This is a genomic window from Bradyrhizobium sp. ORS 111 (assembly GCF_045571485.1).
In the GTDB taxonomy this organism is placed as follows: domain Bacteria; phylum Pseudomonadota; class Alphaproteobacteria; order Rhizobiales; family Xanthobacteraceae; genus Bradyrhizobium.
Genome location: NZ_CP120701.1, coordinates 3,437,394 through 3,451,968, shown reverse-complemented (window position 1 = coordinate 3,451,968; position 14,575 = coordinate 3,437,394). Strand labels below are relative to the sequence as shown.

Below are 14,575 nucleotides of genomic sequence, written 5' to 3'. Positions count from 1 at the left end.
AGGGAATCGTTGCCCGGCGGAGCCCTCCACCTGATCAGCCCGATCGCTCGCCCTCGTTTGCTGCTTCATCGCCCGGTATCTCTCCCGGCCGGTAGTTCGGCAGCCGCCCGGCGGGAATAACCGCAAGCAGCGCAAGCCCGGCCATGATCAGCAGTCCAATCTTCAACGCGCGCAGCCGCGCCTCGGTGTTGACCCGAACGGCTTCCTCGACCTGCTGCGGCGTTCCGGTCGTACCTTCCAGCACGCTGCGCAACCGGTCGTTGCTGACGAAGGTGATATTGCCGAGATCGACCTGGCTCTGGAGCTCCTTGGTCAGCACCGGGCTCGCCGCGATCTTGCCGAGTGCGATCGTGCTCAAGAGCCCGACAAGAAGAGCTCCTGCAACCGCGGTACCGACCGCAGCCGCCAGATTCTGCGTGGTCCCGCGCAATGACCCGACGTCCCCGGCAAGCTCCTTGGGCGAGGCGGTGACCAGAACATTGAACAGCAACGTCACCAGCGAGCCCTGACCAATGCCGAACAGCACCAGCCCCAGCAGAACGGGGATCTCGCTCCAATCGTTGCGGACGACGAACGCAAGCCACAACAGCGCGATGGTGCAGAGGCCAAAGCCGAAGCGTCCGATCTGGCGCGGTGTCAATTTGTCATAGACATTGACGATCAGCATCGCCGCGACAAAGACGGTCAGATTGAAGGGCATCATCGCAATCGCGGTCGCAATCGGTGAACGTCCCTGCACGATCTGGATGTACAGCGGCACGGTGAAATTCAGTGCGGCTTCGAGCGCCACGACGGCGAACAGCGCGTAGACCGCGCATCTCTCCTCCGGCGAGTCGATCACCTCGAGCGCGAGCAGCGGCGTCTTCCCCGCGGCCTGCTGGCGATGCGTCCACGTCAGGAATGCCTGCCCGAGCACGATGCCGAGCACGATCAGGATCGGTGCCGGCGAAGCGCCCAGCAGATCGAACGGCGCGTTAGGCGTTGCCACGAGCACGCCCCACCCGTTCAGATTATTGAACCCGAAGCTGATAAAAATGATCGCGGTCGCGGCGAGAACAACACCGATCAGATCGATCTGAACATCCGGACGGCCGCGGTCGGCCCGCAAGCGGAAGCTCAGGGCGAAAGCTATCGCCGAGGCGATGATGAGAATTCCGAACGCGGGTCGCCAGCCGATATAGGTTCCGAGCAACCCACCGACCACGAATGCCAGCACGCCAGCAGCAGCCCGCGCCGAGCCCAGCGCGCCCAGGGCGGTCGCCTGCTGGCGCCCGGCATAATTCTCGGCAATCAGGGCAACAAGTGATGGCACGATGACGGCCCCCGCGGCGCCGCAAAGCCCTTGCGCGACAATCATGACGGCGGCCGTGGGGCTGAACGTCATCGTGATCTGCGATATCAGGAACAGCACGACGGCGGCGCGAAAGACCTGCACCGCCCCGAACCTTTGCGCGAGCTTCGCGCCCAGCATCACGAACCCGGCGACGAGCATGGAATAGGCCACGATACCGGTCGCCACCGTGGTCGGCGGCACCCCGAAGCTCGCCACCATGCCTCCCATGGCGACTGGAAGCGACGCAACGTTGAACGACATGATCATCTGACCGAGCGCAATCGCGACCATCGGCACCCATGATGCGCGCTCTTCCTGATGAACGTCGCCGATTGAGATTGCTTGCGTTGCCATCGCGTCCTCCAATCTGCTTTCGGCCTTGCGATCGGTTCGGCTACGGGTAGATCGCTCACTCGAGCACTTGGCTCACTCGTCCGGCTGAGACACGAACAGGTCCATGCCCAGCCGTTGCGACAGGAATTTCGCGGCGAGCTGCCCGCGCACGCTGTTGCCGGCCGCGTCCAGCGGCGGCGCGAAGGTACCGAAACCACCTTTTCCGGGAGACACCGCGACGATGCCACCGCCGATGCCGCTCTTTCCCGGCAGGCCGATGTCGTACAGCCAGTCGCCCGACGTCTCATACAGTCCGGCGGTGACCATGACCGCCAGCGCATAGTGGCAGACCGCCGCATCGACCACGCGCTGCCTGGTGACCGGATTGACTCCGCCGTCGGCCAGCGTCGCCCCCATCACGGCCAGATCCCTGGCGCTCACATTCAGGGAACACTGCCGGGTGTAGAGATCGGTCGCCTGCTTGGCGTCGCAGTAGATCCGGTCATAGCTCTCCAGCAGCCGGGCAATGCTTCGATTGCGGAAATTCGTCTTCGATGCCGACGCATAGACTTCCTCATTGAGCGGAAGCCTACGGCCCGCGAAGCGCGACAGCCCGTCGTGAATGGACCGCCATTGCTCTTCCGCGCTGCTGCCAGGCACGAGGCTTGTGGCCGCGATCGCGCCGGCGTTGACCATCGGGTTGGTGCGTCCCCCGCCCTGCTCGACGGCCGCCAGTGAATTGAACGGGAGCCCCGTCGCATTCGCGCCCAGCCGTGCGCGAGCCTCTTCTGGGCCGATGCTCTCGCACACCAGCGCGAACACGAAGGGCTTCGATACGCTCATGATCGAGAATTCGTGGTCGATGTCGCCGGCGCCATAGATGCGCCCGCTGGTCCCGGCCACGCAGACGCCGAACAACTCGCTCGGCACTCTCGCGAGGGCCGGATAGACCTGCGAATTGTTGCCCTCGTTGTTCGACTTGAAGCGCTGATGGGCTTCGGACACCAGCCTCTGCACCATCTCGGGATCGGGCAGATGCCCCGTCGAGATGTAAGGCCGTTCCGCTTGTTCAGCGATCGAAGGCGGCCACATCGGCTCCTCCTTCCCAGACTCAACCTCTGCGGGCTTAAGTCCATTATCAGCATCGGAAGTAGGCACTCAAAACGTGACGCTGTCAACGACCGTGCTCACCGGGCTGCGGCGCCTGCGCGTTGAAGCATTTTGCGACAAATGCGTCGCGGTGCATGGCGCATCCCGCGGTTCCACCTGTCGGCGTGGGAATATCGTCGTGTCAATCCCGCGCCCTGTTCCCTCGTGCTGCCAGGTAAGCAGAATTGTCCCAATCGTCAGGAGCGCAATTGAATCAAAAGAGCGCACAACGAAGGATTTCCATGGTGGGTGCGCGAGTGTACGATTGCACCCTGCGGATGCGGGCCTGTCACTCGCCCAGGCAACCGGGCTCGCCGGCCGCGTCACTCAAAGAGTGAGGTTGATCATGGTAGCGCACGCGAGCGACGGACAGCTTCTGCTGGCAAAGAAGCTTGGCGGGCTTGTCGCAATCATCCTTGGCTGCTTGCTGACCGCCGTCGGCGCAACATTCGAATCCACCGGGACGCTGGTCATCGGCCTGCTGCTCCTTATCGTCGGAGCAGTCCTGCTCACGCTCAAGATCGTAAGACGTAATCAGGATAGCTCGCTCGGATAGGCCGCCGCTTCCGCTCGTTCGAATCGCCGTAAGCTTGGTGTCGTCGCGGAGTATCGGTGTCGCGGTCTGCCGGGCAATGACGCCACATTCACGTGGCCACGACCAGGCGGCCAACCGTCATGCGGATATGCCTCGGCTGCGCCGGCAAGGCGTGCTCAACAGTTCACGCCTAATCGAGGTTGGCGCACGACCTCGCATAGGCAGCGCGCTCGGCCTGGCTCAAGCCGCTGCCGGCCGCGGCCTCGTCCATGCATCGGCTCATGCGGTCGCCAAACGATGCGCGGCCAGTGGAGCGGACGCTCGGCCGGGTGGGCAGCGCATCCATCTTGGGGATTGCCGGCACCTCGATCCGGGGCGGCGGCGGAGGCCTCGGTGGCGGCGGATTGAAGATCGAGCCGCCCGGCGGAATGGTTTGCGCAAGCACACCGGACGCACCGACCATCCAGATCGCCGCACAGGTCATGATCAGCACGCGTTTCATAAGCGGAATGTGGTCATTTTCCGGCGGCGCTTCAAGTCAAGGGTCGCGTGCTCTGCCGTCACGGTTTCTGATAGATCACGTGACCGGCGCGGATCGTGTACGCCACTTTTGCGAGATTGTAGACGTCGCTCAGCGGATCACCGTCGAGCACGACCACATCGGCGTCGAATCCCTGTTCTACCCGGCCCTTCTTCGCGGCCTTGAAATATTGCGCCGGATTTGTCGTCAGCGCCGCCAGGATCTGACGCTCCGACAGCGCGCGGTGCATCAGCTCATATTCCTTCGTGGTGTCATAAAGCGTCGTGAATCCCACATCGGTGCCAAACAGAACCGGTCCGCCGTTCTCGGAAAACTGCTTGAGCTGATTGACGGTTGCCGCAAGTAAACGGTTCGTCATGGCGGGATCGAGGACGACAGTCGTAAACAGCGACAGGGTCGGAATCAGTGCGACGCCCTGCGCCTTGAAATGCGCGAGCTGCTCCGCGGTATAGCCGCTTTCGCTCGGGACGGTGTGCGCGAGCACGTCGACACCCGCCGTGATGACCGTCTCGACACCGGTCTTGTTCTGCGGATGGGCAAACACCGGCTTGCCCTGCGCATGCGCCACATCGACGGCGGCCTTGGCAACGGCAGGGTCCATGTTCACGACGGGCTTGTTTCCCTTGTAGACACCGGTGAACAGTTTCAGGCCGTCGAGCTTGAGGTTCATGTAGGTGCGCGCAAGCTGCGTGGCCTCGTCCGGCGTCGACGCCTCGGGCAATTGCATCTCCGCCGGCAGATAGGCCGGATGGCCATCCCTCGGGAAGATGCTGCCGACGAGGAAGATATTGGGGCCAGCGACTTCACTCGCGGCAATGCGCCGGCGCAGCGCCAGCGTGTCCCTCGGATCCGAGCCGAGATCCCATACCGTCGTAAAGCCCCATCGCGTCAGCATCTCCTGCATATGCTCGGTCAATGGCGCCGCGGCCACGGCGCCGGCGTTGTGCCAGATGCCTTGCGTGAAATGGACGTGACTGTTCCAGAAACCCGCGACGATCGTCTTGCCGCTGCAATCGATCACCTGCGCATCCGTGGGCACCGGCATGTCGCTCGCCTTGCCGACCGCGCTGATGACGCCGTCGGTCATCACGACCAGGGCATCCGGCAATGGAGCCACGTCGGGCGACGCGTAGAGATTGCCGCCGCGGAGCACGACCGTTTCGGCGTGAGCCGTTACCGTGACGGCGGCCGAGCCAAGCAGCCCGGCGAGCAGCGCCATGCGGAGCAAGATCCTGGTCATACGCAACCCTTTCGATCATGAACGCACGCCGGCCGATGCCGGCGCGTGGCATGATAGCCGCGACGTCCGACACCGCTTTGATCGTCGTTGCGGTCGGCGAAGGCATATTCAACGCCGGTGCCGAGCGCCGATCATTCCTCGGGTGCGTTCTCGATCGGATCGAACCGGTCGGACTCGAGCCCGAGCAGATTCCAGGACTGCTGCATGTGCGGCGGCAGCGGTGCGGTGGCGTCGATTACGCCGCCGCGCGGATGCGGGATCACGATGCGGCGGGCGAGCAGATGCAGGCGGTTCTGCAGACCGCCGGGCAGCGCCCAGTTCTCCTTGTTGAAATATTTGGGATCGCCGACGATCGCGTGATCGATATGCGCCATATGCGCGCGCAGTTGATGCGTCCGGCCGGTCACCGGCTTCAGCGAGACCCAGGCGAGCTTCTGCGCCGAGGTCTCGACCACAGCATAGTAGGTCACCGCGTGACTGGCGCCCTCGTCGCCATGCGCCGCGATCCGCATGATGGTGTCCTCCTCACTCTCCTCCTTGGCGAGATAGGTCGAGATCCGGCCCTGCTTCGGCTTCGGCACGCCGGCGACCAGCGCCCAGTAGATCTTGCGCGCGGAGCGCGAACGGAAAGCGCCAGTCAGATGTGTCGCGGCAAAGCGCGTCTTGGCGACCAGAAGGCAGCCGGACGTTTCCCTGTCGAGGCGATGCACCAGGCGCGGCTTCTGCCCCTTGGTATCGCGCATCACCTCCAGCATCTGGTCGACATGGCGCGTCATGCCGGAGCCTCCCTGCACGGCGAGCCCCGCCGGCTTGTTCAGCACCAGCACGTCGTCGTCCTCGTAGAGGGTCATCTCTTTGAGCGCCTGCAAGGTCCTGGTTTGAGCCTCGGACAGCACGCCCGCCGCCTTAGGCGCGTCGAGCCGCAACGGCGGAATGCGCACACTCTGCCCCTGCTCCAGCCGGTCCTTAGAATCGGCGCGCTTGCCGTTGACCCTGAGCTCGCCTTTGCGGACGATGCGCTGGATATGCGAGAACGACAGGCCCGGAAACCGCGCCTCGAGGAAGCGGTCGACCCGCATGCCGCTTTCGTCCGCCGTCACCGCGACAGTCTGCACCTTGGTTGGTAACGGCAGCTCGCTCTCGCTCTTTGCGGGCCTGGAAACGGCGGACTTCGGCTGCTCCTGCCGATCGCGGCGCGGCTCGGTAAAGCGCGGCGGCTTGGCCGGCGCGCGGTGCGCCGGCGGGCGGTCGCTCGCCTTGCGCTCGTCCGGCTTGCGGCTGCGCTGTCCGGGCCCACCGATCGTCCGATCCTTGCCGCGATCCTTGGCGCGGTCCTTGGATCGGTCCTTGCTGCGGTCCTTGGCGCGATCGCCCGGCGATATCGTTCTCTTGATGCGGCGGCTCATGATGATTTTTCGGCTCCAGACCTGCATTGTGCGTAGCGCAAATGCCCCGAATCGTCACGGCGAAATCGGTGTAAATCCAGCGCTACATCGGCGATGTTCGGCCGGATGCGGCAATCGAGGGGAAGCCTTGCGATGAGACTGACACTATCGGCTTTGGCGACGGCGGCCATGATGATCCCGGGCGTGGCGCTGGCCCAGAGCCCGATGCCGGACGACCTGGCCTGGAAGCTGCTGGAACTCGGCCGCGTGGTCGATCCGCCCAAGACCGCCGCGCTCTTCGCGCCGCTGCAGCAGAAGGAGCCCTATCAGGGCGTCAAAATCGAGCGCGACGTCAAATACGGTCCTGCCGACCGGCATCTGCTCGATGTGTTCACGCCGGAGGCAGCATCGCCGCCGCGGCCAGTGCTGATCTTCGTCCACGGCGGCGGCTTCGTCACGGGCAACAAGCGCAATCCGGGCAGTCCGTTCTACGACAACATCATGCTGTGGGCGGTGAAGAACGGCTTCGTCGGCGTCAACGCCACTTACCGCCTGGCGCCCGCCTTCCCGTGGCCGGCCGGCGCTGAGGACATGGGGACGATCGTGCAATGGGTCTCGGAGAAGATCGGCGAGCGCGGCGGCGATGGTTCACGCATCTTCCTGATGGGCCACTCGGCCGGTGCGGTCCACGTCGCGAGCTATGTCTCCCACCCCGAATTCCACAAGGTCAAAGGCGGCGGCCTTGCCGGCGCGATCATGCTGTCGGGCATCTACGATCTGACGGCGTCTCCGGCCGGCGATGCCGAGCTCGCCTATTACGGCTCCGATCCGTCGCGTTACGCCGAGCGCTCCTCGTTGCAGGGCCTGGTCGCAAGCCCGATCCCATTCATGGTCGCTGCGGCCGAGCTCGATCCGCCACGCTTTGTCGAGCAGTTCGAGCTGTTGAAGCAGGCCACCTGCAAGCGACCGAGCGGCTGCGCCCGCACGTTCATGCTGCCGCAACACAGCCACATGTCGGAGGTCTATTCCATCAACACGACGGAGACGCGGCTGACCGACCAGGTGCTGGAATTCGTGAAGAACGGGAAGTGAGGCGCCCAAGCCTGATGAGATTAGGTTGAGCTGGAACAGCGTCGACAGTTCACCTCTCCCCAACGGGACGAGGTGAACCCGATTCAACCAACACTGATCGCACTTTGGAGTAACATGAACTTATGGGGCCGTCGCAGCGGGCGCGACCAAAATGTCGAAAACAACCCCATGCAAAGTAGCCGGCGGCGGCCGGCGTTCGACCAAGCAACGTTCGACCAAGCAACTTGACGCGTCGGGCAACTCAGGGATATTCTTCTAATATTCCGAAATTGCATAAGTGGTCCTCTCCGCAAGGCCTGTCGCATTTGGTATTTGCGGGCTTGCGCTACTGACGCTTTCGCGCCGCAGGCGGGAAAGGGAGCGCCGCCTTTATTCGCGGCCGCAGCCTCATCTCATCCTGCTCTCGTCTTACTGCGTCATAAGTGCTGTACCTCCTCCTGAGGAGACCGCGAAGCGGGCGTCTCGAAGGATGTAGGCCATAGATGGGGCCTCATGGTTCGAGACGCGCGTTCCGCGCTCCTCACCATGAGGGTTACGGGGCTTGTGACGCAGTAAGACTAGCCGCCGCCCCGCTCTTTCCGGAGCCGCGCCCAGTAATCCAGCCGCTTGCGGATCTCGCGCTCGAAGCCGCGATCGGGCGGATCGTAGAAGGTCTGGCGCCCCAGCGCTTCCGGGAAATAGTCCTGGCCGGAGAAGGCATCGGGCATGTCGTGGTCGTATTGATAGCCGGAGCCGTAGCCCTCAGATTTCATCAGCTTGGTCGGCGAGTTGAGGATATGTCTCGGCGGCAGCAGCGAGCCGCCCTGCTTGGCGGTTTGCATCGCAGCCCCGAACGCGGTGTAGGCCGCGTTCGATTTCGGCGCGGTGGCGAGATAGATCACGGCCTGCGCGATCGCGAGCTCGCCCTCGGGCGAACCGAGGAAATCATAAGCATCCTTCGCGGCGTTGCAGATCACCAGCGCCTGCGGATCGGCGAGCCCGATATCCTCCACCGCCATGCGCACCACGCGCCGCGCCAGGAACAGCGGGTCCTCGCCGGCATCGAACATGCGCGCCAGATAATACAGCGCGGCGTCGGGATCGGAGCCGCGCACCGACTTGTGCAGCGCCGAGATCAGATTGTAGTGACCATCGGCCGACTTGTCGTAGATCGGCGCACGGCGTTGCAGGATGTCCTGCAACTGCGCGGCGTTGAACACCTCGCCCTTGCGCGCGGCGCGCCAGACCTCTTCGGCGAGCGTGAGCGATGCGCGGCCGTCGCCGTCGGCCATCCGCACCAGCACGGCGCGCGCCTCGGCATCGAGCGGCAGCTTCCTGCCCTCGACCTTCTCGGCATTGGCGAACAGTTTTTCGATCGCGGCTGCGTCGAGCGAGTGAAACACCAGCACGCGCGCGCGTGACAGCAGCGCCGCGTTGAGCTCGAACGATGGATTCTCGGTGGTGGCACCGACCAGCACCACCGTGCCGTCCTCCATCACGGGCAGGAAGGAATCCTGCTGCGCACGATTGAAGCGATGCACCTCATCGACGAACAGCAGCGTGCCCTTGCCGGTCTCGCGGCGGGCGCGCGCGGCGTCGAACACCTTCTTGAGGTCGGCGACGCCGGAGAACACCGCCGAAATCTGCTCGAAATGCAGCTCGGTGGCATCAGCGAGCAGCCGCGCCACAGTGGTCTTGCCGGTGCCGGGCGGTCCCCAGAACACCAGCGAGCCCAGCGTGCGCGTCTCCAGCATGCGCGTCAACGCACCGTCGGGACCGAGGATGTGATCCTGGCCGACGACATCGGCAAGTGTCCGCGGCCGCAGCCTGTCCGGGAGCGGATGCGGCGCATCCTGCTCCATTCCCGCCGCAGCGAACAGATTGGACGTCTCGCGTGGTTGCTTCGGGCTCATCCGCCAAGCGTCACGTTGATTTGCTGGCCGGCGCGCACCAGCGTGATCCGCCAGACCCGCGTGCCCGTCTTCGACGCCTTCTCGAGGTCGCTGGTCCGCGCGATCTTCTGGTTGTTGACCGCAAGGATGATATCGCCCTTCTGGAAGCCGACATTGGCCGCCGTACCGTCATCGGCGAGTTCGGTCACCACGACACCCTCGGCGCCCGCGTCGAGATGCAGCTCATCGGCCAACGCCGGCGAGATGTTGGCGACCCTGGCACCCTGGAACGGCGAGCGCGCGGTCAGCACGATCTCGTCGCGGTTGGTGTCGGGCGCGGTCTCCAGCGGCACGGTGAGCTTGACCGGCTTGCCGCCGCGCTGCACGTCGATCTCCGCGGTGCCACCGAGCGGACGGGTCGCGAAGCGATAGTCGAACGCATTGGGATCGTCGATGGGCGTACCGTCGATCGCGACGATCAGATCGGACAGCTTCAGCCCCGCCTTGGCCGCCGGGCTGCTTGGCGCGACGTTGGCGACGAGCGCGCCGGACGGCAGCTTGAGCCCCAGCGTCTCGGCGATCTCGGGCGTCACCGCCTGCAGGCGCGCGCCGAGCCACGGTCGCTTCACCGCCTTGCCGCCGCTCTTGGCCGAGGCCACCACCACGCGCACCATGTTGGCGGGAATCGCAAAGCCGATGCCCTGCGAGCCGCCGGAGCGCGAGAAGATGGCGGTGTTGATGCCGGCGAGCCGGCCGGTCATGTCGACCAGCGCACCGCCTGAATTGCCGGGATTGATCGCGGCATCAGTCTGAATGAAGAATTGGTAATCCGTGATGCCGACCTGGGTGCGCGCCAGCGCGGAGATGATGCCGTGCGTGACGGTCTGACCGACGCCGAACGGGTTGCCGATCGCGAGCACGACGTCGCCGACCTGCAACTGGTCGGAATTCGCGAAGTCGAGCGTCGCGAATTTCTCCTTGTTGGTGTCCTTCAGCCGAAGCACCGCAAGGTCGGTGCGGCTGTCCTTCAGCACGATCTCGGCCTCGTATTCGCGCTTGTCGGCAAGCGAGATCTTCACCTGGTCGGCGCCCTCGATCACGTGATTGTTTGTGACGACGAGACCCGAGGCATCGACCATCACGCCGGAGCCGAGCGAGCGCTGCATCTGCTCGGGCTGCTGGCCCGGCACGCCGAAGAAGCGGCGGAAGATCGGATCGTCGAGGAACGGATTGCGGTTCTGCACCATCTTGGCCGCGTAGACATTGACCACCGCCGGCTGCACCCGCTGCACGATCGGCGCGTAGGAGAGCTGCAGCTCCGCCTGCGAGGACGGGACGCGACGCTCCTGCGCCCCGGCGGGGCCAAGGCTGGCCGTAAAGGCCAGCGCGTACAGGACGGGGATAGCGGCAAAGCGGATGAATCGGAGCATTCTCACCTCTTGCGGAAAAACGCCGGAATATAGGCGTGTTCGTACGGCAATTGAAGGGTATCCGGTCCAATATCTGGCGCCTCGTCGATGGGGTCCGTCGCCCAACCGAACGGTGCAAAACCGGTTCGGGACACGTTGATGCAGGCCGCCAAGCTCCTATGATTGTCGTCATCTCACTGCGCTGCTTGTTGCAGACATACGACAAGCGGAACTGCAAGCCCGGACGGCGCTGTCGTGCGTCAGTCACGATACGCTCCTAGGACTCTGCTCAGTGAGTGGGGACTTCATCTCAACAGGGGAGCGTAAGATGGGTGCGACAAGGTTGGGTGCAATCGCGCTCGGCATGGCGGGAGCCCTCGCCAGCTCGCCGGCACATTCGGAAACGGCCAATAGCGATGCGGAGATCGCGCTGCTCAAGCAGCAGCTCCGCATGCTGGAGCAGAAGATCGACAAGCTGCAGAAGCAGAGCAACGCGAACGCGGCGACGGCGGCCGCCGCGAATGCGCATGCGAAGGCGGCAGATGCAAAGGCATCGAGCGTCGCGAACGCCAATGCGGCCATTCCGGTCAAGGGGCCGACCGCGCCGTCCGGCGCCGTGGTGTCGATGCCGAACAACCGGCCGACGATCTGCACCGCGGACGAACAGAACTGCATCGCGATCACGAGCCGCTTGCACTGGGATGTCGGAGGCTACGACTATCGTCCCAATTCCGTGGGGACATCGCCGCAAAAACTGGACAGCGGCGAGAATGTCCGCCGCGCGCGCATCGGCATCATCGGCAAGTTCCTCAGCGACTGGAATTACGCACTGATCTACGACTTCGGCGGCTCTTCGGATGGCTTCGGCGGCTCAGCGCCGGGATCGTTGCCGGGCGGCGGCGTCTCCGGCGTCGAGAACGCCTATCTGAGCTACACCGGCCTCAAACCGTTCGGCGGCAAGATGGCGATCGAGGGCGGCATCATGGACCTGCCCTACACGCTCGACGAAGCCACGAGCTCCAACGATATCCTGTTCATGGAGCGCGCTTCGGCCGGCGTCGTCGCGACCAACATCGCGGCCGGCGACTTCCGTTCGACCGTCGGCACCCGCTGGTGGAACGACCAGCTCTGGATCGGCGGCTATGTCACCGGACCGACCACGGGTGCGATCCACTCCGCGTCCAGCACCTCGCCGGCCGGAAGCACCGAGCAATATGGCGCAGTCGCCCGCATCGCCGGCAACCCGATCAGCGGCCACGACTACTCGGTGCATATCGGCGTCGACGCGGAATGGCTGATCCAGCCGGCGCGGAATCTGGTGACGCAGGCGCAGACGGTCACGCTCAGCGATCGGCCCGAACTGCGCATCGATCCGACCGTGCTGGCGACCACCGGCGCGATCGCCAACGCGTCGGGGGCGCAGGTCTACAGTGTCGAAGCAGCCGCGACCTATGGCCCGCTGATCCTGCAGGGCGAGTATTTCTGGTTCAATGTCGATCGTGGCGCAAACACCGGCCTGCCGCCGATCGGTGCGCCGAGCCTGAAATTCCAGGGCGGCTACGCGCAAGCCGGCTACGTGCTGACCGGCGAGACGCATACCTACAACGCTTCCGCCGCAGCCTATAACGGTGTCAAACCCGCGCACCCGTTCTCGCTCGACGGCGGCGGCTGGGGTGCCTGGGAAATCGCCGGGCGCATCAGCACGATCGACCTGAATGACCAGATCGGATCGGCAACCGGCATCGCGGGCGGACGGCAGACCGTCTACACCGCCGCGCTGAACTGGTACGTCAACGGCAACATCCGCTTCATGCTGGACTACCTGCATGGCAACGTCGCCAGGCAAGCATCGCCCACCTCGCCCGCCGACGTCGGCTCGAAGTTCGACGCCGTGGCGATGCGCACGCAGGTCGCGTTCTGACACGGCGTGATCGCTGGCGATCATCGTCGCGAAAGCCGGGAGCCGCACCCTGCTCCCGGCTTTCGCTCTGATCTCTTGCGCGGCTCAGGCCGCGCGCTTCGGTTTCCTCGACACCTCCGGCGCCGGCGCACAGGACAACCGCTCCTGGTGGCTCTCGCCCCATGCCTTGAGGATATCGATCACCGGGCGCAGGCTCTCGCCGAGTTCGGACAGCGTGTACTCGACCCGCGGCGGCACCTCGGCATAGACCTTGCGGATCACGAGACCGTCGTCCTCGAGCGCGCGCAATTGCTTGGTCAGCATGCGCTGGGTGATGCCGGGCATCCGCCGCCGTAACTCGCCGAAGCGCTGGGTGCCGGCCTGTAGATGAAACAGGATCACGCCTTTCCATTTGCCGTCGATCAGGTCGAGCGCCGTCTCGACCGCGCAGCCCGGCCGGCGTGCGAAATTCTGCCGTTTCATCGGATTATTCCCAATAGTATCCAAACGGGGACTAGTTCCCTGAATTTACAGTACTTGCCAAGTGGAGGCCAGCGCGACAGTTAAGCAGCAGGCAATCGCCGTCACCAATGGAGACAGGGCATGAAAGCCGTCGGATACCAAAAATCGCTGCCGATCGAGGCGGCGGATTCGCTCGTTGATTTCGAAACCGCAAAGCCGGAGCCGAAGGGTCACGACATCCGCGTCGCGGTGAAGGCGATCTCGGCCAACCCGGTCGACTATAAGGTCCGCAAGCGCGCGGCGCCGCCCGCTGGCGAATACAAGATCCTCGGCTTCGATGCAGCCGGAGTGGTCGACGCGGTCGGCCCCGACGTTAGCCTGTTCAAGCCGGGCGACGAGGTGTTCTATGCCGGATCGATTCAGCGCCAGGGCACCAATTCGGAATTTCACCTGGTCGACGAGCGCATCGTCGGCAGGAAGCCCAAATCCCTGTCATTCGCGCAGGCCGCGGCGCTGCCGCTGACCTCGATCACTGCATGGGAATTGCTGTTCGATCGGCTCGGCGCGGTGCCGGGCAAGAGCCTCGATCCGCGCACACTCCTCATCATGGGCGGCGCCGGCGGCGTCGGCTCGATCCTGGTCCAGCTCGCGCGCCGTCTTACCGGCCTCACCGTGGTGGCGACCGCGGCGCGCCCGGAGTCCGCGAAATGGTGCCTCGATCTCGGCGCGCATGCGGTGATCGATCATGCCAAGCCGATGAAGGAGCAGATCGAGAAGCTGAAGCTGCCGCCGGTCGGGCTGGTCGCCAGCCTCACCTTCACCGATCAGCACTACAAGGCGATCGCCGACTTCATCGCGCCGCAGGGCAAGTTCGGCCTGATCGACGATCCGCCGGAGTTCAACGTCGCGGTGTTCAAGGGCAAGGCGGTATCGGTGCACTGGGAATCGATGTTCACGCGCTCCTCGTTCCAGACGCCTGACATGATCGCGCAGAATCATCTGCTCAATGACGTCTCGGACCTGATCGACAAGGGCGTGCTGCGCACCACCCTCGACCAAACCTTCGGCACCATCAACGCCGCCAACCTCAAGCGCGCCCACGCGCTGCTCGAAAGCGGCAAGTCGCGCGGCAAGATCGTGCTGGAGGGCTGGTAGGACACTTCGGAAGCTGCCTAGGGCAATCGCACTTGGGAGAAAAACGCCCTGTGGCCCATCCTTCGAGACGGCCGCGTTGCGGCCTCCTCAGAGCCTGTGAATCTTTGTGCAGATTTTGATTGAGTTTGCACGCTTGCAGTGATTCCTGATTGTGGACACTGGAGAGGTGC

12 protein-coding genes are annotated in these 14,575 nt (G+C 64.4%); 4 read left to right on the top strand and 8 right to left on the bottom strand.

Annotated features, from left to right (window positions below):
• Nucleotides 1-34: 34 nt before the first annotated feature.
• Nucleotides 35-1,687, bottom strand: coding sequence for an MFS transporter (locus tag P6U30_RS15920; RefSeq protein ID WP_407169876.1), 1,653 nt, complete (start codon nt 1,685-1,687; stop codon nt 35-37).
• Nucleotides 1,688-1,759: 72 nt separating this feature from the next.
• Nucleotides 1,760-2,758, bottom strand: a complete 999-nt coding sequence (gene glsA / locus P6U30_RS15915; protein ID WP_407169875.1) for a glutaminase A — start codon at nt 2,756-2,758, stop codon at nt 1,760-1,762.
• Nucleotides 2,759-3,161: 403 nt separating this feature from the next.
• On the opposite strand from glsA, the gene P6U30_RS15910 reads away from it, so the two are divergent.
• Nucleotides 3,162-3,371: a hypothetical protein gene (locus P6U30_RS15910; protein WP_407169874.1), complete on the top strand. Its 210-nt coding sequence runs from the start codon at nt 3,162-3,164 to the stop codon at nt 3,369-3,371.
• A 169-nt stretch (nt 3,372-3,540) separates the two neighbouring features.
• On the opposite strand, the gene P6U30_RS15905 is transcribed toward P6U30_RS15910, so the two are convergent.
• The 3 genes from P6U30_RS15905 to P6U30_RS15895 all read right to left on the bottom strand — a co-directional run bounded on the left by P6U30_RS15905 (nt 3,541) and on the right by P6U30_RS15895 (nt 6,537).
• A complete protein-coding gene (locus P6U30_RS15905) occupies nt 3,541-3,852 on the bottom strand; it encodes a hypothetical protein (RefSeq protein WP_407169873.1) in 312 nt (103 codons plus the stop codon).
• 58 nt (nt 3,853-3,910) lie between these two features.
• Nucleotides 3,911-5,131, bottom strand: coding sequence for an amidohydrolase family protein (locus P6U30_RS15900; RefSeq protein WP_407169872.1), 1,221 nt, complete (start codon nt 5,129-5,131; stop codon nt 3,911-3,913).
• Between the two features lie 131 nt (nt 5,132-5,262).
• Nucleotides 5,263-6,537 (bottom strand): RluA family pseudouridine synthase, encoded by a 1,275-nt coding sequence (locus P6U30_RS15895; protein ID WP_407169871.1) that lies wholly within the window; start codon nt 6,535-6,537, stop codon nt 5,263-5,265.
• A 132-nt stretch (nt 6,538-6,669) separates the two neighbouring features.
• Between P6U30_RS15895 and P6U30_RS15890 the strand changes: the two genes are divergently transcribed.
• On the top strand, nt 6,670-7,608 hold the full coding sequence (locus P6U30_RS15890) for an alpha/beta hydrolase (RefSeq protein WP_407169870.1): 939 nt from the start codon (nt 6,670-6,672) through the stop codon (nt 7,606-7,608).
• 557 nt (nt 7,609-8,165) lie between these two features.
• Here P6U30_RS15890 and P6U30_RS15885 read toward each other — a convergent pair.
• Both P6U30_RS15885 and P6U30_RS15880 read right to left on the bottom strand, forming a co-directional pair.
• Nucleotides 8,166-9,500 (bottom strand): replication-associated recombination protein A, encoded by a 1,335-nt coding sequence (locus P6U30_RS15885; protein ID WP_407169869.1) that lies wholly within the window; start codon nt 9,498-9,500, stop codon nt 8,166-8,168.
• A complete protein-coding gene (locus P6U30_RS15880) occupies nt 9,497-10,909 on the bottom strand; it encodes a DegQ family serine endoprotease (RefSeq protein WP_407169868.1) in 1,413 nt (470 codons plus the stop codon). The genes P6U30_RS15885 and P6U30_RS15880 overlap by 4 nt, the downstream gene beginning before the upstream one ends.
• A 307-nt stretch (nt 10,910-11,216) precedes the next feature.
• Here P6U30_RS15880 and P6U30_RS15875 point away from each other — a divergent pair, with 307 nt between their 5' ends.
• Nucleotides 11,217-12,809: an OprO/OprP family phosphate-selective porin gene (locus P6U30_RS15875; protein WP_407169867.1), complete on the top strand. Its 1,593-nt coding sequence runs from the start codon at nt 11,217-11,219 to the stop codon at nt 12,807-12,809.
• A gap of 84 nt (nt 12,810-12,893) precedes the next feature.
• Here the strand turns inward: P6U30_RS15875 and P6U30_RS15870 are convergent, their stop codons facing one another.
• Entirely contained in the window at nt 12,894-13,271 is a 378-nt protein-coding gene (locus P6U30_RS15870) for a winged helix-turn-helix transcriptional regulator (RefSeq protein WP_407169866.1), read from the bottom strand.
• 120 nt (nt 13,272-13,391) lie between these two features.
• Here P6U30_RS15870 and P6U30_RS15865 point away from each other — a divergent pair, with 120 nt between their 5' ends.
• On the top strand, nt 13,392-14,405 hold the full coding sequence (locus tag P6U30_RS15865; protein WP_407169865.1) for a zinc-binding alcohol dehydrogenase family protein: 1,014 nt from the start codon (nt 13,392-13,394) through the stop codon (nt 14,403-14,405).
• The last annotated feature ends 170 nt before the right edge of the window (nt 14,406-14,575 follow it).